The following is a 23,759-nucleotide window of genomic DNA, read 5'->3' as shown; positions in this document are numbered from 1 at the left end:
ACCTTGGACACGGTGGCCTCGTGGCCCATTGACACCTCGTCGTTGCGGATGTCCACGTACGGGTACGTGTCACTGCGCGAGATCGTGTCGACCAGCAGCGCGTCACACACCACCGACGACTTCGAGTGATGCGCCCGCTTGGCCACCTTGACCAGCCCGCGGTACGACGTGCGGCCGCCGCCGCGGGCCACCGACTTCGACATGATCGTCGATGAGGTGTACGGCGCCAGGTGCTCCATCTTCGCGCCCGCGTCCTGGTGCTGGCCCTCGCCCGCGAACGCGATCGAGAGGACCTCGCCCTTGGCGTGCTCGCCCAGCAGGAACACCGACGGGTACTTCATGGTGACCTTGGAACCGATGTTGCCGTCGATCCACTCCATGGTCGCGCCCTCTTCGGCGCGGGCCCGCTTGGTGACCAGGTTGTAGACGTTGTTCGACCAGTTCTGGATCGTCGTGTAGCGGCACCGCGCATTCTTCTTGACGATGATCTCGACCACCGCGGAGTGCAGCGAGTCCGAGGAGTAGATCGGCGCGGTGCAGCCCTCGACGTAGTGCACGTAGGCGCCCTCGTCGACGATGATCAGCGTGCGCTCGAACTGGCCCATGGTCTCGGTGTTGATCCGGAAGTAGGCCTGCAGCGGGATCTCGACGTGGACGCCCTTGGGCACGTAGATGAACGAGCCACCCGACCACACGGCGCCGTTGAGCGCGGAGAACTTGTTGTCCCCGTGCGGGATCACCGAGCCGTAGTACTCGGCGAACAGCTCCGGGTGCTCCTTGAGCGCGGTGTCGGTGTCGAGGAAGATGACACCCTGCTTCTCAAGCTCCTCGTTGATCTTGTGATATACCACTTCGGACTCATACTGGGCCGCGACACCGGAGACCAGGCGGGCCTTCTCGGCCTCCGGGATACCCAGCTTGTCGTAGGTGTTCTTGATGTCCTCGGGCAGGTCCTCCCACGACTGGGCCTGCTTCTCCGTGGACCGCACGAAGTACTTGATGTTGTCGAAGTCGATCCCCGACAGGTCGGCGCCCCAGCTCGGCATGGGCTTGCGGTCGAAGAGCCGCAGACCCTTGAGCCGCGACTCGAGCATCCACTCGGGTTCGCTCTTCTTGGCCGAGATGTCCCGGACCACGGCCTCGGACAGGCCGCGCTGGGCGGCTGCGCCCGCGACGTCCGTGTCGGCCCAGCCGAATTCGTAGCGACCCAGGGAGTCGATGGTCTCTTCCTGGGTGAGCTGCGTGGTGGTGCGCTGCTCGGCAGCGGCAGTCATAGGGACTTCCCTCCATGCGGAACGGGTGAAGCGGTCTTGCCTGAGGACTGGAGCGGCACGTGCGTAGTGCACGCGGCGTCGCCGTTCGCGATCGTCGCCAGGCGCTGCACGTGGGTGCCGAGAAGCGCGGCGAACGCCGCCGTCTCGACCTCGCACAGCTGGGGAAACTCCGCCGCGACGTGCGCGACGGGGCAGTGGTGCTGGCAGAGCTGCTCCCCGGCGCCGACACTTCGTGTCGACGCAGCGTAACCCTCGCGGGTCAACGCGGTGGCCAGGGCCTCCGCGCGGGCGACCGGGTCCGCGACCGAGGTGATGGCCGCGCGGTGCCGGTCGACCAGGGTGCCCATCCGGCGCTCCGCGAACGCGCGGACCGCCTGCTCTCCCCCGGTCTCGGCGAGGAAGCGCAGGGCGGAGATGGCCAGGTCGTCGTAGGCGTGGCCGAAGCGGGACCGGCCCGCCTCGGTGAGCAGGAAGAGCTTCGCCGGGCGGCCGCGGCCGCGGTGGCCCAGGCGCGGGGCCTCACGGGTGTAGGCCTCCCCGTCGGCCACCAGGGCGTCGAGGTGCCTGCGGACGGCGGCGGGGCTGAGCCCCAGCGCCTCGGCGACCGCGACGGCCGAGATCGGTCCCTGCTCCAGCAGCATGCGGGCCACACCAACCCTGGTGCGGCCGTCCTGCTGCCCGACCCCAGCGAGACCAGTGGTCTCCTCAGGGGCCCGCGGAGCGGGGGCGGTCTTTTTCACAACACAAGTGTGTCTTATTTCCGACCCAGGGGCAAAGGTGGGGTGCCTTCCGGTGACCGGCCTCACCCCACCCACCCGGGTGGTTAGTCTTTGCGCGTGGTGATGGCGGAGGCGGGGCGACGCGTGCGGGTGTCCGATGACGAGGCAGGCGCGCTCAACGCGGTGGAGCGCAAGCAGCTCGACATCGTGCGGCGGTTCGGCACGGTAGGCGCGCTGTTACTCACCGTGGGCTCGCTGGGCGCGGGGGCCGCTCCGGTGTTCAACCCGGTGATCCGGCTCCCGGTGTTCAACCTGTTCATTCGGATGACCACGGTGTCGCTGGCGATCGGCTTCACCGGCGTGTTCATGATCGTGGTGGCCTGGCTGGCCCTGGGCAGGCTCTCGCGCCCTGGCCGCGAGCGGGTCGTCTCCGTGCCGCAGATGGCGCGGACGCTGGTCATGTGGATCGCGCCGCTGGTGTTCACCGTCCCCAGTTTCAGCCGCGACGTCTACAGCTACCTCGCGCAAAGCGAGATCGTGGCCCGCGGCATGGACCCGTACACGCTCGGCCCGGCCCAGGCACTCGGCGTCGACCACCCGCTCACCCAGGGTGTGCCGACGATCTGGCGGGAGACGCCGTCGCCGTACGGCCCCCTTTTCCTCACCCTGGGCAAGGCCATCAACTGGCTCACCGGCGATCACGTCGTGCACGGTGTCGCCCTGCACCGGCTGCTGGCGCTGATCGGCCTGGCGATGATCGTGTGGTCGCTCCCCCGGCTGGCCAAGCGGTTCGGGGTGAGTCCGGTGAGTGCCCTGTGGCTGGGCGCGGCCAACCCGCTGGTGCTGTTCCACCTGGTCGTGGGCGTGCACAACGAGGCGCTGGCGATCGGGCTGATGCTGGTGGGCTTCGAGCTGGCCCTGACCCGGATGGCGAAGGTGACCCCGGACGGCCCGTTCCCGCCGTGGCAGCGCGGCGAGTTGGCCTGGTACGCCATCGGCGGCGCGGTGATCACCCTCGGCGCGGCGGTGAAGATCCCGGCGGCGCTGGCACTGGGCTTCCTCGGGGTGATGATCGCCCGGCGGATGGGCGGCAAGTGGAAACACCTGTTCCAGGTCGCGGGCGGGCTCGGTGTTGTGTTCCTGGTCGTGCTCACCGCCTGCTCGTTCGGCGGCGGCCTGGGCTACGGCTGGGTGAGCACCCTGAACACCGCGTCGACCATCAAGAGCTGGCTTGCCCCGATGACCGCGCTCGGCTTCGGCGCGGGCGGACTGGGCATCCTGATGGGCCTGGGCAACCACACCGACGCGGCCATCACCGTCGCGCGGCTGTTCGGCGCCATCATCGGCCCGCTGATCGCGGCGAAGCTGCTGCTGGACAGCTTCCGCTGGAAGCTGCGGCCGCTGACCGGCCTCGGCGTCGCCCTGGGCGCGGTGCTCGTGTTCGGCGCGGCCGTGCACGCCTGGTACCTGCTGTGGGCGGCGCTCCCGCTGGCCGCCGCGGCGGGCAACACCCGGTTCCGCACGGCGGCGACGGTGATCAGCGCGGGTCTCGCGGTGGTGCTGGCGCCGACCGGCGGGACCTTCGATGGGCACATCTTCGTGCTCCCCTACGCCTACCTCGCGGCGAGCCTGGCGACCCTGCTGGCGGTCGCCGTGGTGTGGCGGCGCCTGCCGTGGCCGCCCGCCCGCCGGGTGACCACCGGCACGCCTTAGGCTTTCGAGTCGTGAGTGTGCCCGCCGTCGAGGTGTCCGACCTGGCCAAGAGTTACGGGTCCACCCCTGCCGTCGACGGCATCGGGTTCACCGTGGAACGTGGTTCCGTGCTGGCCTTGCTCGGGCCCAACGGCGCGGGCAAGACCACCAGCATCGAGATCTGCGAGGGCTTCCTGCGCCGCGACGGCGGTTCGGTGCGCGTCCTCGGCCTCGACCCGGCCACCGACGGCGAGAAGTTGCGCCCCCGGATCGGCGTGATGCCCCAGGGCGGCGGCGCCTACCCCGGCGTGCGGGTCGACGAGATGCTCACCCTGGTCGCGGCCTGCGCGGCCAACCCACTCGACCCGGCGTGGCTGCTCGACATCCTTGGGCTCGCGGGCGCGACCCGGACCCCGTACAAGCGCCTCTCCGGTGGGCAGCAGCAGCGGCTGTCGCTCGCGTGCGCGCTGATCGGCAGGCCCGAGCTGGTGTTCCTCGACGAACCGACAGCCGGGATGGACCCGCAGGCCCGCAGGCTGGTCTGGGAACTGGTGGCCGCCCTGCGCGCCGACGGCGTGAGCGTCCTGCTCACCACCCACCTGATGGAGGAAGCCGAGGCGCTCGCCGACCGGGTGGTGATCATCGACCACGGCCGGGTGGTGGCCCAGGGCAGCCCGCGTGAGCTCACGGAGCAGGGCGCCGACGAGCAGCACCTGAAGTTCCGGGCCAAGTCCGGGATGGACACCACGCTGCTGGTGGCCGCGCTGCCCCACGGGTGCCGGGTGAGTGAGCCGATGGCCGGCCAGTACCTGGTGACCGGCACGGTCGACCCCCAGGTCGTCTCCACGGTGACGTCGTGGTGCGCCCAGCAGGGCGTGCTTGCCCAGGAACTGCAGGTGGGCAGGCGCAGCCTGGAGGACGTCTTCCTCGACCTGACCGGACGGGAGCTGCGCTCGTGACCGCACGATTCGAGCCCGGCACCTTCACACCGGCGCCGGGGGCGGGCAAGCCCCTGCGGATGCTGATCACGCACGCGCGCACCGAGGCGATGCTGACCCTGCGCAACGGCGAGCAGGTGCTGCTGACCGTGCTGATCCCGCTGGCACTGCTGGTCGGCCTGAGCCTGCTGAAGATCATCGACATGCCCGAACCCCGAGTCGACTCGGTGACGCCCCGGATCTTCGCCCTCGCGGTGATGTCGTCGGCCTTCACCGGCCAGGCGATCGCCTTGGGCTTCGACCGCCGCTACGGCGTCCTCAAGCGGCTCGCCGCGACGGCCCTGCCACGCTGGCTGCTGGTCGCGGGCCGGGTGCTCGCGGCGTTGGCCGTGGTGGTCCTGCAGTTGGCTCTGCTGGCGGTGACCGCGGCCCTGCTGGGCTGGTCCCCGTCGCCGTCCGGTCTGGTGTGGACACTGCTGCTGGTGGTGCTGGGCACGGTGGCGTTCGGGGCGCTCGGCGTGCTGCTCGGGGGCGCGCTGAAGGCCGAGGTCGTGCTGGCACTGGCCAACATCGTGTGGTTCGTGCTGCTGCTGGCGGGCGGCATCATCGTCGCCGCCGACTCACTGCCGGACGGGATGGCGACGGTGGTCCGCCTGCTCCCGAGCGCGGCGCTGACCGAGGGACTGACGACAGCACTGGTCGACGGCAAAGTGCCGGACTGGTCGGTGTTCGCGATCCTCGCGGGCTGGGGCGGCGGCGCGGCGCTGCTGGCCACCCGCACCACCAAGCTCGTTTAGCGGTCGGGTCGCCTCAGAGTTCGCCGAAGCGCTGCCAGGCGACGAAGGCCGCCAGCAGGGCCAGCACGAGGGTGACCGGGACCATCTTGGTCTCACCGCGGCGCAGGTGGGTGGCGCTCGCGCCGATCATGAGCACGATGATGCCGACGGCGGCGATCGGGGTCAGCACCGGCGCGATGCCGGTGAGCCACGGGACGACCAACCCGATCGCGGCGAGGATCTCCAGAGTGCCGATGCCCTTCACGACGGGCGCCGGGAAATCGCCGGTCCAGGCCATGTTCGGGTCGGCTTTGAGCGCGTCGTACGACTTGGCCAGTTTCATGGAGCCCCCGGCGAGATAAACCGCGGCGAGAAGGCCTTGCACAATCCACACGAACACGTTCACGGAGCCTCCAGTGATCGTCGTCGAGACAACGGTAGACCTGGAGCGACAGGTTGACCACCGGGCGCTGCCGCCGGCCCTGGTCGAGGGGGGACGCGACCGGGCCGGCGACAGCTGAGAGAGGCGATGGGGGAGTTCGCCCTCTGACGACTCAGTGTAGTAGCTCATGATCACTGCGTGGGAATGAACGGCGAAGATTGCCGAGCTTCGCCCCGTTCTGCGCACGATGGGAGGCCCGCCACATCCCCGACCGGCCGCGAACGCGCTCTCAGGGGCGCCCGCATACCATCGTCGCGTGCTGCCGCAATCGTTGAAGGACCGGATCGACCGCCTGCCCGCGCCGGGTGTCCGCGCCCAGCGCGCCGTCGCGATCGCTGTCGTCGTCACGCAAGCGCTGATCGCGGTCACCGGGTCGGTGGTCCGGGTGACCGGGTCGGGGCTGGGCTGCACGACGTGGCCGCAGTGCCATCCGGGCAGCATGGTGCCGGTCGACCACCCGGAGTTCGCGGCCCTGCATCAGTGGATCGAGTTCGGCAACCGGATGCTGACCGGTGTCGTCGGCTTCATCGCGATCGCCGCGTTCTTCCTTGCCTACCTGGACCGCCCGCACCGCCGCCGCCACCTGCGGCTGGCGCTGATCATGCCGCTGGGGGTGCTCCTGCAGGCGGTCATCGGCGGCGCGACCGTGCGGCTGGACCTGTTGTGGTGGACCGTGGCGGTGCACTTCATGGTCTCGGCGGTGATGGTGTGGCTGGCCGTGCTGCTCGTCCACGCGGTCGACGAGGGTGACGGCCCGCGGGTCGTTCGCGGGCCGAGCGGGCTTCGCGGGCTGCTGACCGCCATGGTGGTCGTGCTCGCCGGGCTGCTCGTGGTCGGCACGATGGTCACCGGCGCGGGCCCGCACGCGGGCGACCCGGAGACGCCGCGACTGGGGCTGCCGGTGGAGACGCTGGCGCACGTGCACGCCGCGTTCCTGTTCGTCTATCTCGGCATGGTGCTCGCGGTCGGGTTCCGGCTGTGGTCGGGGTCCGACCGCTCGCTGTGGCGTCGGTTCTACGTCCTGGTCGCCGTCGTGCTCGCGCAGGGCTCGCTGGGGTTCGTCCAGTTCTGGACGGGCGTGCCGGAGATGCTGGTGTCGCTGCACGTGCTCGGCGCGATGGCGGTCATCGTGGCCACCGCGACCCTGTGGTGCGCGACGCGCGACTACCCGCGCGCGACCGCCGAAGCGGACCACGCGCGGGCAGTCGCGGTCTGACTAGCCTCGGGTCCTGGCGGCCATCTTGCGCCGGTGACCGGCGCCGATCTTGGTGGCCTCCACGGTCTCGCGGTCCCACTCGGAGAGCTCAAGGCCCTCGATCCGCGCGACCAGGGCCTCCCCCGACGCGGGGCTGGGCACGATGATGTCACCCATCGCGCCGTCGTCGCCGACGAGCACCACGCGGGCGCCGGTGCGCCCGATGTTCTGCACAACGGCCCGGCTCGGCTTGCCATGGTCCGCGATGAACGCGGTGGCGGCCTTGACGGCCTGGGCGGGGACCTGGGGTTCGGTGTTCTCGTCAGCCACGGACCGAGCTTAGGACCAACCGGGCGATCAGACCCGTCCACCGTGAGCGGTTCCACTCGGGCATGCTTGGAACATGACAAAGGCAGTGGTGGTGACACGCACCGGTGGCCCCGAGGTACTGACCTACGCAGACCGGGAGACCCCCGCCCCAGGCCCCGGCGAAGTGCTCGTCCGGGTGAAAGCGGCGGGCGTCAACTACATCGACACCTACCACCGCGACGGCATCTATCCCCTGCCGCTGCCCTTCGGCCTCGGCCTCGAGGGCGCGGGGACGGTCACCGCGGTCGGCGATGACGCCACCTTCGCGGTGGGCGACCGAATCGCCTGGGCCGACGCGATGGGCAGCTACGCCGAAGAGGTGCTGGTCAAGTCCACGGTGGCGGTCCGCGTCCCCGACGGCGTCGACGACGAGACCGCGGCGGCCGCGATGCTGCAGGGCCTCACCGCCCACTACCTGGTCACCTCGACCTACCCGGCCCGCCCGGTCGACACGGTGCTGATCCACGCGGCCGCGGGCGGTGTCGGGCTGCTGCTCGTGCAGCTGGCCAAGGCCCGGGGCGCCAGGGTCATCGGCACTGTGTCCACTTCGGACAAGGAGGCGCTGGCGCGGGAAGCGGGCGCCGACGAGGTGATCCGCTACACCGAGGAGGACTTCGTCGCCCGGACCCTGGAGCTGACCGACGACGAAGGCGTGGCGGCGGTGTACGACGGCGTCGGCCGTACGACGTTCGACGGCAGCCTGTCGGTGGTGAAGCGGCGCGGCACGCTCGCGTTGTTCGGCGCCGCGAGCGGACCGGTGGACCCGGTGGACCCGCAGCGGCTCAACAAGGGCGGCTCGCTGTTCCTGACCCGGCCGAAACTGGCTGATCACGTTGCGACGGAAGAGGAACTGCGCTGGCGCGCGGATGAGCTGTTCGGCTCGATCATCGACGGGAGCCTGAAGGTGCGCGTCGGCGGCAGGTACCCGCTCGCCGAGGCACGGCAGGCCCATGAGGATCTGCAGGGAAGGCGCACCACGGGAAAGCTCCTGCTGCTCCCCTAGTGTCCCGAGCGCCGAATTTCCGACTCGGGACACTAGGCCCCGTCCAACCCCGCAGGCGAACTGAAGTCGCCGCAGACCGGCGCCCAAGGGGCACCGTGACGGCGGCCGACCACGGTTACCGACTACCCGCGGCGGCCGCTCGCCAGGTGACCCAAGCTTTGAATTTCGGGGAGGCGGAACAGTCAGGTGACCTGGACGGCGTCGATCACGAAGACGAGGGTCTCGTTCGGCTCGATGCCGCGGCCACCCTGGCCGTAGCCCTTGTCCGGGGGCACGATCAGGAGCCTGCGGCCGCCCTGCTTGATGCCGATCAGTCCCTCGTTCCAGCCGTCGATGACCGAGGCCTCGCCGACACCCTGCAGCGGGAACGGCTGGTTGCGCGACCAGGACGAGTCCTTCTCGGCCTTGTTCGACCACGTGACGAGCAGGTAGTGGGTCAGCATGTCGCTGCCCTTCGCGACCTCCTTGCCCGTGCCCGGCGTCAAGTCCTTGACGATGAGCTTCTTGGGCGGCGCGCAGGTGGTGGGGATGGTGATCTCGGGCTTCGAGTTCACGGCACCGGTGACCTTGACGTCGTCGGCGGTGCACTCGGCGCCGGCGGAGGCGGCCGCGCTGGTCGGGGCGGAAGACTCGCTGGTCTTGGTGGGCTGGGCCGCGGCCGGGGTGCTCGGGCCACTCTGCGGCTGGGTGGAGGCCTGCTCCGTCGGGGCGCAAGCCGTCAGGCCCACCGCCACCGCCGCCGCGATCATGATCTTGCCGACGTTCTGCATGGTCAGCGAGTCTAGGAAAGGCGCTCCGAGGTGCCGCACCCGGTCCGCCCGAAGGTGAATCCTCACCCGATTTTCGCAATCCATGGGTGGGAAATGGCGCGTAAAGTGACTCCGCGCGCCTGATCGGATACTGACCGCGTTCGTCCGTTCGGGTGCGCCCCAAGGAGGTGACCACCGTGCCCGCGGATGCCGAGGGCCTCCGCACCCACCCGATCCAGGAGCTTTTCTGGACCCGAACGGGTCTGCTGCTCCTGATCCTGCTCGTGGTGTCGGGAACGTCGATGTGGACTTCGAGCGGTCTCGACCCGGGTACGGCCAAGAATCTGCTCGCCGCGCTCGGGACCGGGACCATGGTGTCCGCGGTCGTCGGGTTCGGCCAGACGCTGATCACCGCCACCGCCGCCCAACGCGCGATGGTGACGCCGGTGATCGAGGAGAGCAGGCGCGCGCTTCGCGAGTTGTCGGCGGAGTACCGGGCCCTCAACCAGGAGTTCTTCCCCACCCACGTCTTCGAGGCGACCACTGACCCCGACCCGACGTTCAACGCCCTGATGATGCGCGACCTCAGGGACACCAGGCAGTTCTGCTTCCGCGGCTTCTCCGGCCGCCACGCCGCGGTCCGCCTGCTGCACTCCCACGCCGAATGGGAAGTGCGGGCTGTCGTGGCCGATCCTCGGGAGCGCACGGCAATCAGCGGACGCGCCCGGCACCTGGTGCGCAACGCCGGGGTCGACGCGGACTACGAAGGCATCCAGGCGACGCTGCACGAGGAGACCCGCATCGGGCTCGTCGGCCTCTACCTGGCACGCGCCAGGTGTTCGGTGATCGACGTGACCGTCATCGCCGATCCCCCGCTGGACCGCCTGGAACTGTTCGACGACAGCGTCTGGATCACCCTCTACAGCGATGTCGCGGGCGTCGCCTCGCTTTACCCAAGGACACTGCGCTTCTCCGAGGGGTCGTTCATCTACTCGATGGAACGCGCCGATTTCGCGCGGCTGCGCGGCGCCCGGGACGCCGGGCGGTTCCAGATCACCCCCGACACCACCCGCGCGGAGTTCCTGGCGCACTTCGAGCGGGTGACCGGCACCGCGCTCACCGAGAAGCGGTTCCGGGAGCTGGAAGCGAAGTTCCACGCGTTCCGCCATGACTTCTCCGCCAAAGCCGAACTGGAGGCCTGATCCCGTTGTCGACCGCGCTGTCCGAGCTCGCCGACCGGATGCGCACCACGCCCGCGCGCCGCTGGGCGGCCATGCACGACTGCTTCGGGTCCTGGGTGGACGGTTCGACGCTGCGATCCGTTCTGCGCCAACACCTTCTGAGCCTGGGACCGGACAAGGCGGCGGCCCTGATCGGCCGCTCCCGGGAAACCACGACCCACTTCGCCTGGTGCCTGCGCGACCGTGCGGCCGAGCCGTTCACCTTCTGGCTGCACGAGTACAAACCGCAGAGCGACTGGCGGCCCGGCTACGCCGATTCCGTGCACAACCACCGCTACCACTTCTGCACGGTCATCCTGCGCGGTGGCTACCTCCACGAGCGCTACGCCACCACGATCGACCCCAACACCGGCCTGATCTCGTCGGCGACCCTGCTCCGTCGCACAGAATGCGCTGTGGGCGAGTCCGGTTTCCTGCTCGCCGACGAGTTCCACCGCATCCCCAGCGCGGCCGACCAGACGATGACGTTCCTGGTGAAATCCCGCCCCGTGAGCCCCGCCAGCCTCTCGTTCGACCCGGCCACCAAAATCGGCCACCGCCACGTCCCCGTCGAATCCCGACTTGAGGAGCTGACCAGCAGGATCTAAACCACCTACCATCAGCCCCACCCGATTCCACACCGCTCGGGAGGGGCTCCATGTCCACGCCAGTTCTGTCCGAAACCGTCAGCGCGGACGCGATCGCGCACGTCAGCCGCCGGGTCCGAATGCTGTGCAGGCGCTACGCCGACCGACTGCCTTTCCACGGCTGGCACCACGTCAGTTTCGTGCGCGACAAGGCCGTCGAGTTTGCCGTGCTCAACGGCTCCGACGTGGCTGTCGTGGAGACGGCCGCGCTGGTCCACGACGTCAACTACCTCGTGCGGCGGAACTCCTTCGCCGCGGCCGGAAGCGCGCTGCGCAAGCGCATCCTGGCCGACGCGGGCATCGGCACGGCCACGGTCGACTGGATCGACTCGCTCATCGACGAAGCCGAGATGCGCACCCGGCACCGTGACATCTCGCTGGAAGCCCAAGCGCTCAGCGACGCGGACACGCTCTTCAAGGCGCTGCCGGTGACCCCAGTCGTGTTGGCGCACAAGTACTTGGCGGAGAACGGAGTCAGTCTGCGCGAGCTGGCCGACAAGATCGTCGGCGAACAGCGCGACGTGCACGACGAGGGTTTCTACTTCTACTCCCCCGCCGCCGCCTCAAGCTATTCCCGGTGGGCCACCGCGAACCTCGAACTGTGGTCCTGCATCCGGGAATCGCTCAACGATCCCACAGTGGAGCGACTACTCAAGGCTGTTGGCTGACCGGACCACCCGCGCTCAGCCACGACTCCGGCCAACATTGCGCCGTCGGCTCATTCACGGAGTTTGTCGACGATGGCTTCCGCCCCGTTGCTATCGGCTGCCAATAGGCTGAAACTGATCACCCGCCGAGTTTCCGGACGATCTCCTCAGCCACCGAGTCCGCCTGCGCACATGCGCGATCCACTCCGCCGACGTCGACAACTATGCCTTGGTTGGGCGAGAGGCCAATGGCGATTCGGCAAACACTATGGATGGGAAAGGTGGTTCGCGCCGCCGGCTGCCCCGCCACGGTGTGGGGTGCCCAGTCTTCACGTGGCCACATAAGAGGCGCTGCCGACCTACCCCGGTATACGGAACCGAGAAAGTCAAAGTTTGGATAGTGTTCGATTATGAGGTGCCGGTATACACCGCCGGAACTTGTGAATCGAGAGCATGCGGCAGCACGGTCATTGGTTTCGAGCTTGATTTCTCCAGGCTTGTCAAAACCTTCGACCTTGGCTTGCTCGTCGGTGAAGAGCTCGCACAACCGGCCGTGATAGACGGACGCGTCCAACTCGCGATCGATCGGTGGCGGGCTGGACGGGCGGCTAGCTGTCGAGTTCGGGGGTGTGGGCTGCCCCGAAGTCCCGCAGGCGATCGTGGAAGCGGCACAGGTGATCACCGCGAGCCACCGCCGAATTGAGCCGATTCGAGGGTGTTTCCAGGTCCTCATATCGCTCCCTTGTCCCCAGCGAGCCGCCGACCAATGGGACTGTCTTGGTCGTGTTCTTCTTGCGCTTGTCTGTCACGCTCGGCGGCGACGCGTGGGCTAATGGTTCCGACTGCGGCTTCGTCCTGGCCAGCGAGTTTGAAGGTCTCGTACCTAAAGTCCGGGCTGTCCACGTCACACGACAGAGGAAGCGGTTCATACAGCGCCACCTCGGTTCCAGCCACCGATTCCGTTTGGCGACGCAAGTGATCGCGAATCGTCAACAGGCCATCTTGGAAGCCGTCGAGCAGCGCGGTGGCTTGTCGTTGATACGTGCCGATCACTTCGTCCGCGTCACCACCCATGACATATTCGTAGACGTGGGTACCGACGTCGATCATGGTTTCAAGTGCTCCGCTGAGCAGACGACGAGGATCGGCGCTGAGTACGCCTTTCGCGAGATCACCGAGGATATCGATAGTGAACTTGGCGTCTCGCTTCGCTTGTTCGCCGATCTCGTTGATGGCAGCGGCCTCAGTTGCCACGCAGAGTCCGTGATAACTCCTGCGTGCCGCGATCGCCAAGACGAACGCCGTCGACAAGCCTTGAAGCGCTTGGAGAAGATCCGTCTGCTGGCCGTCGCAGAAGATCTCCATCTTGGTCATCTGTTCCTTGTAGGCATTGGCGGCAGAGCCGTTCCAGCCTGCAAGGTGCGTGTTCGCCGTCAGCCTCAACTTGGCCACCGCCTCGGCGTTCTCTCCCACGGACTTGGCCGCGCGGAGAGTCCGATCGAACTCGTCAATGATCTTCTGCGGCTCCAGACAGAGCACTGCTTGACTGTGGCCTCGGGCTGCTTCGATCACATCGCCGGGATAATCGGCGACCCAGCCACCGTCGAACATGTAGGTCAGAGCCGACTCCATAAACCCGCGCGCAAGGTCAACATCGCGGTCAGAAACCCAGTTCCCCATTCGGATCTACCCCTGACCGTCGACGCGACGATAGAGGGCGATGATCTCGCGCAGGGATTCCGCCGACGCATCGATGATGTTGCACGCCTTGGCTTGCCGCTCGGCGAGCAACGTCACATAGGACTCGTAGGCGGCCTGAACGTCATAGGCTGCGTCGAACCGGCCAGAACCATAGAAGTCGTCGTACTGGAACAGGTCGCTGACCGGCGCCCGCAGCAATGACGCCGCATACGGGATCGTGCCCGTGTCCACTCTCGCAGCCAACTCCAACTCGTTCAACTGCACGCTGAACCCATCCCCCACCGGCTTGTCCGCTCCCCTGTGCTCCACCCTGTTCCAGTACGACGCGGACACCGACGCGCCGGTTGCTACTCCGTTCGAGCGCTCTTCACAAGGGCGAGCAACGCCCGCAGACCGGGCGTGCCGACCACCAGGAAGGGACCCGCCGGATTCTTGGAGTCCCGCACCGTGTCAAGCCCACCCCCGACCTCGACACACTGACCCGCGCTCTGGCTACTGCTCGACTTGCGCCACCCCGGGTTCTTCATGTGCGCGTACCTCACGGAACTCCTCGGCGATCGTGGAGATCAGCGTAGCGGAGTCCCGAACACTCAGTGCGGCGGCGCGAACATCATCGAAGACGATCGACATGGTGGTGACACCCCTCGGGTCATCCACCACGAACCCACCCAGCGGGTGCTCGATCCACCCGATGTCTGGATCTTGCGGGTCCTCGTACGACATCACGTAGATCGAGCCCGACATGGACGGATGAGCGCCCGATACGAGCGGCAACACCTGGATCTTGACATGGGGAGCCTTCGCCATGTCGGCAAGGTGGTCCAACTGATCCGCCATTCCCCCGGCGGAAAGTACCGGCCGCCGCAACGCTTCTTCACCGATGATCGCCCACAACTCCAACGCCGGAAGGCGAACCGTGAGCCGTTGCTGGCGCTCCTTCCTAGCGGCGACAAACTTGTCGACCAGGTTGACAGGTGTGAGCTGCCTGCCCGCCACGTGCAACGCGCGCGAGTACGCCTCAGTCTGGAGCAGCCCCGGGACCAGATTCGGCTCGAAATTCCGCGCCGAGACCGCCTCACTCTCGAAGCCGACGAGCGGCTTGACCCACTCCGGCAAGTTGTAAGTCGACCACCACCCGCGCTTGGCGCTCTCCCGTCGGATTGACTCCAAGACCTCGAACTGGTCATCGTCAGCCCTATAAAGCCGCAGCAGCAGCTCCAGTTCAGCCTTCTTTGCCGCAGCGTCGCCACGTTCCAGGTTGACGACCTTGCCCACCGAACAGTCCAGCGCCTTGGCAGCGTCTCGCTGAGTAAGAGCGGCCTTCTCACGCAATGCGATCAGGGTCGCTCCCAGCCGCCTCCGTCGTGCGGTCCGTCCACCTGAAGCCACGTCGTTCCCCTCTCGTTCAAGGAGCAGGATACGAGGAACCGGCGCTCATCAACATTGCCCAATCGTGTGATTGTATGTAGATGAGCCTCATCTTATCGTTCAGATAACGACGAGGTAGGGAGTTCGGATGGTTGTGTTCGCGGCGCGGTGGACTGTCAAGGGGCGCAAGCCGGACGGGAGCGACTGCACAACGATCTTCGATCTGACGCCGAACCGGCGGTGGCTGGTCGTCTACCCGGCCGCTGTCGACGACTATTCGATGACGCTCGATCTCGACGCCGTCCGCATGTTCCTGTCCATTGTGGAGTGCAGGAACGCGGGCGCGGTACCAGGTGTGCACCCGGCGCACGGCAAGCGTCTGCTGTCAATCGCCCCGTATCAGGGACTCGTCGAGCCGCCGTGGACCGACCGGCCCGCCAACGCGCCGCCTTATCTCGGCCCGATCGCGCTGTCGGTCCGGTTGCCCGGTGGTCGGGAGATCCACATCGTGTACCGCACTGACCGATACCAAGCATTGGTCGACACGCTCACGGAAATCGTGGTGTGTCTGGAAGGGAGCAAGACCGTTGTCCGGTAAGCACATGGGCGGGATGGCGCTGGTGTCGTTGGCACTCGCGGGTTGTGCGCAAGGCACACTTCGACCACTCACACGGGCGGCCGACATGGGCACCGTGGCCCAGTCATACCCGGTGGGCGCGCGAATCGGCGACGGTGTGGAAGTCATCCGGCGGATACCGGTGAACGAACTGTCCACCGCCGCTCCCCCGGTCATCGACTCGCGCGACGCCTGCGGCTCGGTCCCTGCCGAGATGATCAGCGCGGTCGGCATGGCCCCGAAACCGAACCAACGCGCCAAGTTCCTCTGCACATTCACCCCGAAGGGGCCAACCGGCGACACCGCGTTGGAGTTGGCCATCGGCTCGCTGCGATCGCCGATGCCAGCGGAAGTCGCCGAACACGTCGACATGGCGGCGGGCCGTGGCGCGGACGCGCTGTCACACCTCGTTTGGCTGCGCATCGGCTCGCACTACGCCATCGAACGCATACTGGCATCCGACACGTCGTCCAGCTGCTACCTGACTGCGGAGTCCGGCAGCGCCGAGACCTTCCATGTCGTGGTCACCGCACCAGGGGCATTGGACGTGAACCACGGCGGTCGACCGGTTCTGCCCGATCAGCAGGCGGATCGCCGCCGACCTGCTCGATCACGCCGCCGGCGGCCGGGTGGGCGCGGGATTGCCCACAGGGTGACATGCGCCGAAACCACCCCAGAGCATCCGTGCGGCTTGCTAGCATCGACTCCGGTCAGTGCTGGGGTGGTCACGAGGGGGTACAGAGATGCCGTTCCTACAGGACGGCGGTAGCGGGTCGACAGACGCGCTGGGCGAAATCGGCTCAGCCCTACCAGCCGCTACCATGCGAGTCGAACCGGACAAAATCCTCGCGCTCAAACGCCGCTTCGAAGACCGCCGCGAGATCGTCCGCGAGTTCATCGACCTGAAGCGTGATGCGTTGGTCTCCGTCCGTCCGCCGGGCACCGATCCGTGCAGCGAGAAGACCGTCGCCGCACTCGGCGAGAACGGTGCCTCAGCGCTCGACGCGGCCCGTGGATACATCAACGAGCTGACGGCTGTGATCGACTCGTTGTCGGAGGCCGCCCGAACCTACGGCTTGGTTGAGGACAACAACGCCCAGGCGTTTCAGCAGGTGCAGCGATGAGTCGACTCGCGCTCGCGACCTCGCTGATCATCGTCGCGGCCACAACTGTCGGATGCAGCGAACCATCATCTGGAACTGCCGTTCCCAGCCCATCCACAACGTCCGGAACAACGTCCAAGCAGCCCAGTTCGAAACCCAGCACGCCCCCACGGCCTCGCGAGATTCGCCTGGTCGGCAAAGATCCGTGCACCCTCATACCGCAGTCGGACTGGACGAAGTTCCACATCGAGAAGCCGGGGAAGGCACGGGTCCGTGAGACCACCAAGTCGCCGGACTGCTTCTTCAGCACGGATGTCGGATCGTTCAGCGTGACGACCGTTGTCACCGAGGGCGTGGCCACATGGCTGGACGGCAGTCGCAACGCCGAGGCGAAAGAAACCGATCCTGTGGCGGGGTTCCCGGCACTAAAGATCACCCTCGGAGATCGGGACTTCGGTTGCAATGTTGCGGTCGATGTGGCGGACGGGCAGTACTTGTGGACGACAGTGATCTTGGATGACAGCAAGGTCGATGAGTTGCCGGAGCGGTGTGAGTATGCGCATCAGTTGGCTGAGTCGGCGATGAAGACGCTGGTGGGTTCCTGATGGGGCGGCTGTCTCAGCAATCGTCGGGCGTGTCGAACTGGGCGTGGTATCCGCACGCGAAGCTCCACGCGATGGTCCGCACCGAAGCCGAAGGTCCGGGCGCGGTCGGCGAGACCGATCAGACGTGGGCCGAGTTCAGCAAGCTGATGGAGGAGTCGAAGGCCGACACCGAGCAAGCGCTCGCCGAGGCCGGTGCGAGTTGGGAAGGCCTCGCGGTCGAGTCGATGACCGCTGGGGTGACCCCGCTGGCGCAGTGGGCCGGTGACGCGGGCACGGCGAGCACGGCGAGCAATGCGAGTGTGCGGCAGGTCAGTGAGGCATTCGCGCATACGTCGAACTCGATGCCGGAACCCGTGCCGGTGACCTCGACCGCCAACTCCGACTTCGGCGGCCTCTCCGCCGGGTTCGTTCACCTCTTCGGCGGACAGACCGACCAGGACAAACAGGAACGTGCGGCGCAGGAAGCCAAGCAGCGGGCCGTGGAGTTGATGAACGCCTATTCGACCGAGGCCGATTCCGCGGTGGGCAGTGTGGGCACGTTCGTGCCGCCGCAGTCTGTCGTCGTGGCGGTGCCGCCGCCCAGTGTCGAACCCGGCCAGGTCCACTCGACCGACGGCGAATTCGTGGGCCCATCAGGCCGCCAGGGGAAGACCGGCGGAACCGGGGTGATCACGGGCGACTACAACGGCATTGACGGTCCGCCCGGTGGCGAGTCGAGCGCGGGGCGAACCGTGGTCGAGCCCTCCGGCAGGACGACCACGTCCAGTGCAGGCCCCGTCGCGCCGGTGGGACCCACTCCGGTGACCGGGGGACAGCCCACCGTCGGCGGCGGATCGGGTGGCCCAGGCAACACCTACCCTCCGGGTACCGGATTGCCGATCAGCGGCACGACCGGTCGTCCTGGGATGCCAGCGTCCGACGGCCGCGGCGGCCTTCGGCCGGGCGGCTCTGGGCAGGGCGGTCGCCCTGCCGGAGGCACCTCCGGGGGTGAGCACGCCCGTGGCGGGCGCGGGGCCGGATCGACTGGGGGCGGCGGTGAGCACGCCCGTGGCGGGCGCGGCGCCGTGGGTGGCCTCGCCGAGGACGGACACCGTTCAGGCGCTCGCGGCGGCCTCGGCGCGGCGGGCGAACATGGCGCAGGCACACGGGGTGGCGCGGCGGCGGGACGCGGCGGCGTGGGCGCGGGAGCGATGGGTTCCGGCGGCGCGGGTGCGAAGAGCGAGGAAGACCTGGAGCACTTCTCCCCCACCTACCTGCACGACCAGCACGACGACTTCTGGGATGACAACCACATCGTCGCACCGCCGGTGATCGGGGAATAGATCCGTTGAGCAAGATCGAGCTTACGTGGGCGGAATACGACTTCCTGTGGGAGCACTTCGCCCTCGGCGCGTTCCCGCCGATCCTGCAGATCGACTCGCACGGCCGCACCATGGGTGAACGCGACGAGTTGCGCCGAGCGGCGTGGAAGTCACTGGCTGTCAAGGACTTGGGAACGCCACAGGAGTTCGACCCCCGTCTGGAACGCTGGTTCAACAAACTGGTTCACCCCGAGTGGGAACTCGACGCCCGTCTGCACATGGACCTACTCGGCCCACGGATCTCCTGCCTTATCGCGTGGTCCGGCCAAGAGGCCGCGGTCGCGGTCCTGGACGCCCATCACCTGACCCTGTGGGCCGTGCCCTCGGCCAGAGTCGCGTTGACCGCGGTGTGGTTCCTCCCAGGGCATCCACCGGGAACCGGCGGTTCGATCACGATCCCGGCTGAGGCCTTCGATGCCGCCACCCGCCGGGCGGGTAGCGATCGGAACACGCTCGCGCGGGAACTCACGGCGCAGGGACTCGGCAAAGGCGAGTCGAACAAACTCACCGATGTGGCAGGCAACGTGATCCGGCTCGGCCATTTCGGCGCCGCCCGCACCCCGCGCGTCGGGGATCGCGTGCGCGCCGACCACGTGGTCAGCGTCTATGACACGCATCAGCAGCGCTACCTGTTCACCCGCAAACCCAGCGGCGGCAGGCATTGGATAACGCTGACACCCGGCACCGACACTGCCATCGCGCGCCAGATCGACGAACTCCACAGCAGGCTCCCGACCCGCTGACCTCAGCCGCCTGGACCGCCTGGCTTACCGGCCGCCGCGGCGCTCGTCCCCCCAGCATCGGGCGAGCTAGAAGGGCCAGCCGGTGACGGGAAGCGCCAAGGCGGAGTCGACCGCGAGAGCGACGAAGACCAGCGTCAGGTAGCTGTTCGACAGGTGGAACAGCTTCATCGGGTTGCCCGGCTCACCACGCCGGATGGCGCCGTTGAGGCGGTGGGCGAAGATCAGGAACCACAGCCCGGCCAGCAGCGCGAACGCCGTGTAGACCCAGCCAGTGGCGGGCACCAGCAGCAGCGTCCAGGCCACCATCACCCAGGAGTAGATGACGATCTGCTTGGCCACCTGCCGCGGCGTGGCGACCACGGGCAGCATCGGCACACCGGCCGCCGCGTAGTCGTCGCGGAACTTCATCGCCAGCGCCCAGAAGTGCGGCGGGGTCCAGAAGAAGATCACACCGAACATGACCAACGCGGGCCAGCCGACGTCCCCGGTGACCGCGGACCAGCCGATGACGACCGGCATGCAGCCGGCGGCCCCGCCCCAGACGATGTTCTGCGCGGTGCGGCGCTTCAGGATCATCGTGTAGACGAGGACGTAGAACAGGATCGCGCCGACGGCCATGGCCGCGGCGAGGAAGTTCGTGGTCGCCCACAGCCAGGCGAACGACAGCACGCCGAGGAGGACGCCGAAGACGAGCGCGTTGCGGGTCGGCACGACGTGCTGGGCCAGCGGGCGCTGCTTGGTGCGCTTCATCAGCGCGTCGATGTCGGCGTCGACCACGCAGTTCAGCGCGTTGGCGCTGCCCGCGGCCATGGTGCCGCCGAACAGCGTGGTCAGCACCAGCCACGGCGACGGGATGCCGCGCTCGGCGAGCAACATCGCGGGGACGGTCGTGACCAGCAGCAACTCGATGATGCGCGGCTTGGTGAGGGCGACGTAGGCCTTGAAGACCTCACCGCGGGTCGGCGCTGACGGGGGAACGGCGTCGACGGGCACTGGTATCACCGACGACATCTCGCTCCTCAGATCTGCTCGCGACCCGGCTGAGACGCCGGTCACGGCGGTTGCGTCCGCGCCGCGGGACGCCCGCGACACCGAAGGAAATGTTAACCGCGAGTCTCACGGGCACCCGTATCGGGTGGCGGCGTGGGGCCCGAAGTCGGTCGGGAATCACATCGGCCGACCCCGACGACTACGCTGACCACGGACCAGGGATGGCATGCGGGTCCGGCCAGGTCGCCCCCTACGGTATCGATCTAGAATCCGGTGGCAGGGGTGATCATGAGCCGCGAACCCGCCAGACGTGGAAATGGGAGCTCAAGTCCGTGTCCGTCAGTGAAGTACCCAGTGAATTGACCGAACTCACCACCGCGGTGCTGCCCGAGGACTGGACTGACCTCGACAAGCGCGCGGTCGACACGATCCGCGTGCTCGCCGCCGACGCCGTGCAGAACGTCGGCAACGGCCACCCAGGTACGGCGATGAGCCTGGCCCCGCTGGCCTACTCGCTCTACCAGCGCACGATGCGCCACGACCCAAGTGACCCGGACTGGATCGGCCGCGACCGGTTCGTGCTGTCCTGCGGGCACTCCAGCCTCACCCAGTACCTGCAGCTGTTCCTCTCCGGCTACGGCCTGGAGATCGAGGACATCGCCGCGCTGCGCACCTGGGGCTCCAAGACCCCCGGCCACCCCGAGCACGGCCACACCAAGGGTGTCGAGATCACCACCGGACCGCTGGGCCAGGGCCTGGCCTCCGCGGTCGGCATGGCGATGGCCGCCCGCCGCGAGCGCGGCCTGTTCGACCCGGACGCCGCGCCGGGCGAGAGTGTCTTCGATCACCACGTGTACGTGGTCGCCTCCGACGGTGACATCGCCGAGGGCGTCACCTCCGAGGCGTCATCGATCGCGGGCCGCCAGCAGCTGGGCAACCTGATCGTCTTCTACGACGACAACGAGATCTCGATCGAGGACGACACCAAGATCGCGATGGCTGAGGACACGGCCAAGCGCTACGAGTCCTACGGCTGGCACGTGCAGCGGGTCATCGGCGGCGAGAACGTCACCGGCATCCTCGAGGCGATCGAGAACGCCAAGGCCGAGACCGGCAAGCCGTCGTTCATCCTGCTGCGCACGGTGATCGGCTACCCGGCGCCGAAGCTGATGAACACCGGCAAGGCGCACGGCGCCGCGCTGGGCGACGAAGAGGTCACCGCGGTCAAGAAGATCCTGGGCTTCGACCCGGAAAAGACCTTCGAGGTCGACCCGACCGTGCTCGCGCACACCCGCGAGGTCGCCGAGCGCGGCAAGGCCGCCCGCGCCGACTGGGAGACCGAGTTCGAGAAGTGGGCGCAGGCCAACCCGGAGCGCAAGGCGCTGCTGGACCGGGCGACCGCCTACAAGCTCCCCGCTGGCTTCGCCGAGGCGCTCCCGAGCTGGGACCCGGACCCGAAGGGTGTCGCCACCCGCAAGGCCTCCGGCGAGGTCCTCAACGCCGTCGGCGGGCTGCTGCCCGAGCTGTGGGGCGGCTCAGCCGACCTGGCCGAGAGCAACAACACCACCATCTCCGGCGCCGACTCGTTCGGCCCGGTGGAGTCGGCCACGAAGCACTGGAACGCGCAGCCCTACGGCCGCACGCTGCACTTCGGTGTCCGCGAGCACGCCATGGGCTCGATCCTCAACGGCATCGTGCTGCACGGCCCGACCCGCCCCTACGGCGGCACGTTCCTCGTGTTCTCCGACTACATGCGCCCGGCGGTCCGGCTGGCCGCGCTGATGAAGCTGCCGGTCACCTACGTCTGGACGCACGACTCCATCGGCCTCGGCGAAGACGGCCCGACGCACCAGCCGATCGAGCACCTGGCCGCGCTGCGCGCGATCCCGGGCCTGGTCGTGCTGCGCCCGGGTGACGCCAACGAGACCGCCGCGGCATGGAAGGCGATCCTGTCGCAGTCCGACGCCCCGGTCGGCCTCGCGCTGACCCGGCAGAACCTGCCGGTGCTGGAAGGCACCAAGGAACTGGCGGGCGACAATGTCACCAAGGGCGGCTACGTGCTGGCCGAGGAGACCGGCGGCCCCGCGCAGGTCGTGCTGATCGCCACCGGCTCGGAGCTGCAGCGCGCGGTCGAGGCCCGCAAGGTCCTCGAAGCCGACGGCGTGCCGACCCGCGTTGTTTCCATGCCGTCCATGGAGTGGTTCCAGGATCAGGACCAGGCCTACCGCGACACCGTCATCCCGCCGAACGTCAAGTCCCGCGTGGCCGTCGAGGCGGGCATCGCCCAGCCGTGGCACCGCTACGTCGGCGACACCGGCGAGGTCGTCTCGATCGAGCACTTCGGCGCGTCGGCGGACCACCAGACGCTGTTCCGCGAGTTCGGCTTCACGACAGAGGCAGTCGTGGCGGCCGCGCGTCGCTCCCTCACCGCGAATGGAGGCCAGAAATGAGCGACTCCACTGGCAAAGGGGCACTGGCTGCGTTGTCGCACGCCGGTGTGTCCATCTGGCTGGACGACTTGTCCCGTGAGCGGCTCACCTCGGGCAACCTCGCCGAGCTGATCCGCGATCAGCACGTGGTCGGCGTGACGACCAACCCGACGATCTTCGCCGGGGCGCTCTCGGCCGGCGAGGCGTACGACGCCCAGGTCCGTGAGCTGGCCGCGCGCGGCGCGTCGCTCGACGCGGCGGTCCGCGAGCTGACCACGACGGACGTGCGCAACGCGTGCGACCTGTTCCGCAGCCACCACGCGGCCTCCGACGGTGTCGACGGCCGGGTGTCGATCGAGGTCGACCCGCGGCTCGCGGCCGACACCGAGGCCACCGTGGCCGAGGCGGCCGACCTGTGGAAGACCGTCGACCGGCCGAACCTGCTGGTCAAGATCCCGGCCACGGTCGAGGGCATCCCCGCGATCGCGCGCACGCTCGCCGAGGGCATCAGCGTCAACGTCACGCTGATCTTCTCCGTCGAGCGCTACCACGCGGTCATGGAGGCCTACCTGACCGGCCTGGAGCGGGCCAAGGAGAACGGCCACGCGCTCAAGTCGATCGAGTCGGTCGCGTCGTTCTTCGTGTCCCGTGTGGACAGCGAGATCGACAAGCGGCTGGACAAGATCGTCGACGACGAGGCTGGAACATCGCGCGGCGAAGCCGCGGGTGCGCTGCGCGGCAAGGCGGCCATCGCCAACGCACGACTCGCTTACGCGGCGTTCCAGGAAGTCTTCGCCGGTGAGCGCTGGGAGGCACTCGCCGCCGAGGGCGCCCGCCCGCAGCGTCCACTGTGGGCGTCGACGGGCGTGAAGAACCCGGACTACGTGGACACCATGTACGTCGACGACCTCGTCGTCGCCGACACGGTCAACACCATGCCGGAGAAGACGCTGCGCGCGGTCGCCGATCACGGCAAGATCAGCGGTGACACCGTCACCGGCACCGCCGCGCAGGCGCAGGAGGTCTTCGACAAGCTCGAAGCGGTCGGCATCGACCTCGACGACGTGTTCCGCGTCCTGGAGACCGAGGGCGTCGACAAGTTCGAGAAGTCGTGGGCCGAACTGCTGGACACGGTGCAGGGACAGCTCGACAAGGCGCGATAGGAAAGGCTG

The 23,759-nt window shown here is 68.1% G+C and carries 27 protein-coding genes; 16 read left to right on the top strand and 11 right to left on the bottom strand.

The window, feature by feature from the left end; translation table 11 throughout:
• Together sufB and ACRDSQ_RS07525 are read right to left on the bottom strand one after the other, a co-directional pair.
• On the bottom strand, positions 1–1,274 hold a 1,274-nt coding region (gene sufB / locus ACRDSQ_RS07530), incomplete at its 3' end, for a Fe-S cluster assembly protein SufB (protein ID WP_431419919.1).
• On the bottom strand, positions 1,271–1,915 hold the full coding sequence (locus ACRDSQ_RS07525; RefSeq protein WP_431419925.1) for a helix-turn-helix transcriptional regulator: 645 nt from the start codon (positions 1,913–1,915) through the stop codon (positions 1,271–1,273). The genes sufB and ACRDSQ_RS07525, both read right to left, overlap by 4 nt.
• A gap of 201 nt (positions 1,916–2,116) precedes the next feature.
• Here ACRDSQ_RS07525 and mptB point away from each other — a divergent pair, with 201 nt between their 5' ends.
• From mptB to ACRDSQ_RS07510, 3 genes are read left to right on the top strand one after another with little or no spacing between them, the layout of a single operon-like run.
• Positions 2,117–3,706, top strand: coding sequence for a polyprenol phosphomannose-dependent alpha 1,6 mannosyltransferase MptB (mptB, locus tag ACRDSQ_RS07520; RefSeq protein ID WP_431419924.1), 1,590 nt, complete (start codon positions 2,117–2,119; stop codon positions 3,704–3,706).
• 11 nt (positions 3,707–3,717) lie between these two features.
• Positions 3,718–4,644 (top strand): ABC transporter ATP-binding protein, encoded by a 927-nt coding sequence (locus tag ACRDSQ_RS07515; RefSeq protein WP_431419917.1) that lies wholly within the window; start codon positions 3,718–3,720, stop codon positions 4,642–4,644.
• A 59-nt stretch (positions 4,645–4,703) separates the two neighbouring features.
• The gene (locus ACRDSQ_RS07510; RefSeq protein ID WP_431419922.1) at positions 4,704–5,420 is read left to right on the top strand and encodes an ABC transporter permease; all 717 of its coding nucleotides are present in this window, start codon (positions 4,704–4,706) and stop codon (positions 5,418–5,420) included.
• A 13-nt stretch (positions 5,421–5,433) separates the two neighbouring features.
• Here ACRDSQ_RS07510 and ACRDSQ_RS07505 read toward each other — a convergent pair whose 3' ends face one another.
• Complete coding sequence (locus ACRDSQ_RS07505) at positions 5,434–5,805, bottom strand: DoxX family protein (protein WP_431419915.1); 372 nt, start codon at positions 5,803–5,805, stop codon at positions 5,434–5,436.
• A gap of 292 nt (positions 5,806–6,097) precedes the next feature.
• Here ACRDSQ_RS07505 and ACRDSQ_RS07500 point away from each other — a divergent pair, with 292 nt between their 5' ends.
• Entirely contained in the window at positions 6,098–7,057 is a 960-nt protein-coding gene (locus ACRDSQ_RS07500; RefSeq protein ID WP_431419912.1) for a COX15/CtaA family protein, read from the top strand.
• Here ACRDSQ_RS07500 and ACRDSQ_RS07495 read toward each other — a convergent pair whose 3' ends face one another.
• Entirely contained in the window at positions 7,058–7,366 is a 309-nt protein-coding gene (locus ACRDSQ_RS07495) for a hypothetical protein (RefSeq protein WP_431419910.1), read from the bottom strand.
• A gap of 73 nt (positions 7,367–7,439) precedes the next feature.
• Here ACRDSQ_RS07495 and ACRDSQ_RS07490 point away from each other — a divergent pair, with 73 nt between their 5' ends.
• Positions 7,440–8,408 (top strand): quinone oxidoreductase family protein, encoded by a 969-nt coding sequence (locus ACRDSQ_RS07490; RefSeq protein ID WP_431419909.1) that lies wholly within the window; start codon positions 7,440–7,442, stop codon positions 8,406–8,408.
• 182 nt (positions 8,409–8,590) lie between these two features.
• On the opposite strand, the gene ACRDSQ_RS07485 is transcribed toward ACRDSQ_RS07490, so the two are convergent.
• Positions 8,591–9,178: an FKBP-type peptidyl-prolyl cis-trans isomerase gene (locus ACRDSQ_RS07485; protein WP_431419907.1), complete on the bottom strand. Its 588-nt coding sequence runs from the start codon at positions 9,176–9,178 to the stop codon at positions 8,591–8,593.
• Between the two features lie 176 nt (positions 9,179–9,354).
• On the opposite strand from ACRDSQ_RS07485, the gene ACRDSQ_RS07480 reads away from it, so the two are divergent.
• From ACRDSQ_RS07480 to ACRDSQ_RS07470, 3 genes are read left to right on the top strand one after another with little or no spacing between them, the layout of a single operon-like run.
• Positions 9,355–10,359: a hypothetical protein gene (locus ACRDSQ_RS07480; protein WP_431419921.1), complete on the top strand. Its 1,005-nt coding sequence runs from the start codon at positions 9,355–9,357 to the stop codon at positions 10,357–10,359.
• Positions 10,356–10,985 carry a hypothetical protein gene (locus tag ACRDSQ_RS07475; RefSeq protein WP_431419920.1) on the top strand — a complete coding sequence of 210 codons (630 nt, stop codon included), beginning with the start codon at positions 10,356–10,358 and terminating at the stop codon, positions 10,983–10,985. Before ACRDSQ_RS07480 ends, ACRDSQ_RS07475 begins: the two co-directional genes overlap by 4 nt.
• A 50-nt stretch (positions 10,986–11,035) precedes the next feature.
• Positions 11,036–11,692 carry an HD family phosphohydrolase gene (locus tag ACRDSQ_RS07470; RefSeq protein WP_431419905.1) on the top strand — a complete coding sequence of 219 codons (657 nt, stop codon included), beginning with the start codon at positions 11,036–11,038 and terminating at the stop codon, positions 11,690–11,692.
• Positions 11,693–11,810: 118 nt separating this feature from the next.
• Here ACRDSQ_RS07470 and ACRDSQ_RS07465 read toward each other — a convergent pair whose 3' ends face one another.
• The 5 genes from ACRDSQ_RS07465 to ACRDSQ_RS07445 all read right to left on the bottom strand — a co-directional run bounded on the left by ACRDSQ_RS07465 (position 11,811) and on the right by ACRDSQ_RS07445 (position 14,761).
• Positions 11,811–12,404, bottom strand: a complete 594-nt coding sequence (locus ACRDSQ_RS07465; protein WP_431419904.1) for a DUF3558 family protein — start codon at positions 12,402–12,404, stop codon at positions 11,811–11,813.
• Positions 12,401–13,351 (bottom strand): hypothetical protein, encoded by a 951-nt coding sequence (locus ACRDSQ_RS07460; protein WP_431419903.1) that lies wholly within the window; start codon positions 13,349–13,351, stop codon positions 12,401–12,403. The genes ACRDSQ_RS07465 and ACRDSQ_RS07460 overlap by 4 nt, the downstream gene beginning before the upstream one ends.
• Before the next feature lie 6 nt (positions 13,352–13,357).
• The gene (locus ACRDSQ_RS07455; protein WP_431419901.1) at positions 13,358–13,636 is read right to left on the bottom strand and encodes a hypothetical protein; all 279 of its coding nucleotides are present in this window, start codon (positions 13,634–13,636) and stop codon (positions 13,358–13,360) included.
• An 83-nt stretch (positions 13,637–13,719) separates the two neighbouring features.
• Positions 13,720–13,899 carry a DUF397 domain-containing protein gene (locus ACRDSQ_RS07450; RefSeq protein WP_431419899.1) on the bottom strand — a complete coding sequence of 60 codons (180 nt, stop codon included), beginning with the start codon at positions 13,897–13,899 and terminating at the stop codon, positions 13,720–13,722.
• Positions 13,865–14,761 (bottom strand): helix-turn-helix domain-containing protein, encoded by an 897-nt coding sequence (locus ACRDSQ_RS07445; RefSeq protein WP_431419898.1) that lies wholly within the window; start codon positions 14,759–14,761, stop codon positions 13,865–13,867. Before ACRDSQ_RS07445 ends, ACRDSQ_RS07450 begins: the two co-directional genes overlap by 35 nt.
• Before the next feature lie 127 nt (positions 14,762–14,888).
• Between ACRDSQ_RS07445 and ACRDSQ_RS07440 the strand changes: the two genes are divergently transcribed.
• From ACRDSQ_RS07440 to ACRDSQ_RS07415, 6 genes are all read left to right on the top strand, one after another.
• Positions 14,889–15,338 carry a hypothetical protein gene (locus tag ACRDSQ_RS07440; protein WP_431419896.1) on the top strand — a complete coding sequence of 150 codons (450 nt, stop codon included), beginning with the start codon at positions 14,889–14,891 and terminating at the stop codon, positions 15,336–15,338.
• Positions 15,328–16,125, top strand: a complete 798-nt coding sequence (locus tag ACRDSQ_RS07435; RefSeq protein WP_431419894.1) for a hypothetical protein — start codon at positions 15,328–15,330, stop codon at positions 16,123–16,125. The genes ACRDSQ_RS07440 and ACRDSQ_RS07435 overlap by 11 nt, the downstream gene beginning before the upstream one ends.
• 52 nt (positions 16,126–16,177) lie before the next feature.
• On the top strand, positions 16,178–16,480 hold the full coding sequence (locus ACRDSQ_RS07430) for a PE domain-containing protein (RefSeq protein ID WP_431419893.1): 303 nt from the start codon (positions 16,178–16,180) through the stop codon (positions 16,478–16,480).
• The gene (locus tag ACRDSQ_RS07425; RefSeq protein WP_431419890.1) at positions 16,477–17,064 is read left to right on the top strand and encodes a DUF3558 domain-containing protein; all 588 of its coding nucleotides are present in this window, start codon (positions 16,477–16,479) and stop codon (positions 17,062–17,064) included. The genes ACRDSQ_RS07430 and ACRDSQ_RS07425 overlap by 4 nt, the downstream gene beginning before the upstream one ends.
• A gap of 71 nt (positions 17,065–17,135) precedes the next feature.
• A complete protein-coding gene (locus tag ACRDSQ_RS07420; protein ID WP_431419888.1) occupies positions 17,136–18,386 on the top strand; it encodes a PPE domain-containing protein in 1,251 nt (416 codons plus the stop codon).
• A gap of 5 nt (positions 18,387–18,391) precedes the next feature.
• On the top strand, positions 18,392–19,168 hold the full coding sequence (locus ACRDSQ_RS07415; RefSeq protein WP_431419886.1) for an ESX secretion-associated protein EspG: 777 nt from the start codon (positions 18,392–18,394) through the stop codon (positions 19,166–19,168).
• A gap of 66 nt (positions 19,169–19,234) precedes the next feature.
• Here the strand turns inward: ACRDSQ_RS07415 and ACRDSQ_RS07410 are convergent, their stop codons facing one another.
• Entirely contained in the window at positions 19,235–20,179 is a 945-nt protein-coding gene (locus tag ACRDSQ_RS07410; RefSeq protein ID WP_431419884.1) for a heme o synthase, read from the bottom strand.
• 338 nt (positions 20,180–20,517) lie between these two features.
• On the opposite strand from ACRDSQ_RS07410, the gene tkt reads away from it, so the two are divergent.
• Positions 20,518–22,608 carry a transketolase gene (gene tkt / locus ACRDSQ_RS07405; protein WP_431419882.1) on the top strand — a complete coding sequence of 697 codons (2,091 nt, stop codon included), beginning with the start codon at positions 20,518–20,520 and terminating at the stop codon, positions 22,606–22,608.
• Positions 22,605–23,750: a transaldolase gene (tal, locus tag ACRDSQ_RS07400; RefSeq protein ID WP_431419880.1), complete on the top strand. Its 1,146-nt coding sequence runs from the start codon at positions 22,605–22,607 to the stop codon at positions 23,748–23,750. Before tkt ends, tal begins: the two co-directional genes overlap by 4 nt.
• The last annotated feature ends 9 nt before the right edge of the window (positions 23,751–23,759 follow it).

It is taken from the genome of Actinokineospora sp. (assembly GCF_050699995.1).
Taxonomy (GTDB): Bacteria; Actinomycetota; Actinomycetes; order Mycobacteriales; family Pseudonocardiaceae; genus Actinokineospora.
Note: the sequence above shows the minus strand (reverse complement) of the source record. Positions and strands in the feature narration are given on the sequence as shown.

What these genes read in the sequence shown, in the direction of transcription:
- ACRDSQ_RS07410 (WP_431419884.1), bottom strand. Translation starts at nt 20,179, where the DNA reads ATGTCGTCGGTGATACCAGTGCCCGTCGACGCCGTTCCCCCGTCAGCG.
- tal (WP_431419880.1), top strand. Translation starts at nt 22,605, where the DNA reads ATGAGCGACTCCACTGGCAAAGGGGCACTGGCTGCGTTGTCGCACGCC.
- ACRDSQ_RS07420 (WP_431419888.1), top strand. Translation starts at nt 17,136, where the DNA reads ATGGTCCGCACCGAAGCCGAAGGTCCGGGCGCGGTCGGCGAGACCGAT.
- ACRDSQ_RS07430 (WP_431419893.1), top strand. Translation starts at nt 16,178, where the DNA reads ATGCGAGTCGAACCGGACAAAATCCTCGCGCTCAAACGCCGCTTCGAA.
- ACRDSQ_RS07440 (WP_431419896.1), top strand. Translation starts at nt 14,889, where the DNA reads ATGGTTGTGTTCGCGGCGCGGTGGACTGTCAAGGGGCGCAAGCCGGAC.
- ACRDSQ_RS07460 (WP_431419903.1), bottom strand. Translation starts at nt 13,351, where the DNA reads ATGGGGAACTGGGTTTCTGACCGCGATGTTGACCTTGCGCGCGGGTTT.
- ACRDSQ_RS07470 (WP_431419905.1), top strand. Translation starts at nt 11,036, where the DNA reads ATGTCCACGCCAGTTCTGTCCGAAACCGTCAGCGCGGACGCGATCGCG.
- ACRDSQ_RS07425 (WP_431419890.1), top strand. Translation starts at nt 16,477, where the DNA reads ATGAGTCGACTCGCGCTCGCGACCTCGCTGATCATCGTCGCGGCCACA.
- ACRDSQ_RS07465 (WP_431419904.1), bottom strand. Translation starts at nt 12,404, where the DNA reads ATGAGGACCTGGAAACACCCTCGAATCGGCTCAATTCGGCGGTGGCTC.
- ACRDSQ_RS07450 (WP_431419899.1), bottom strand. Translation starts at nt 13,899, where the DNA reads ATGAAGAACCCGGGGTGGCGCAAGTCGAGCAGTAGCCAGAGCGCGGGT.
- ACRDSQ_RS07525 (WP_431419925.1), bottom strand. Translation starts at nt 1,915, where the DNA reads ATGCTGCTGGAGCAGGGACCGATCTCGGCCGTCGCGGTCGCCGAGGCG.
- mptB (WP_431419924.1), top strand. Translation starts at nt 2,117, where the DNA reads ATGGCGGAGGCGGGGCGACGCGTGCGGGTGTCCGATGACGAGGCAGGC.
- ACRDSQ_RS07485 (WP_431419907.1), bottom strand. Translation starts at nt 9,178, where the DNA reads ATGCAGAACGTCGGCAAGATCATGATCGCGGCGGCGGTGGCGGTGGGC.
- ACRDSQ_RS07510 (WP_431419922.1), top strand. Translation starts at nt 4,704, where the DNA reads ATGCTGATCACGCACGCGCGCACCGAGGCGATGCTGACCCTGCGCAAC.
- ACRDSQ_RS07490 (WP_431419909.1), top strand. Translation starts at nt 7,440, where the DNA reads ATGACAAAGGCAGTGGTGGTGACACGCACCGGTGGCCCCGAGGTACTG.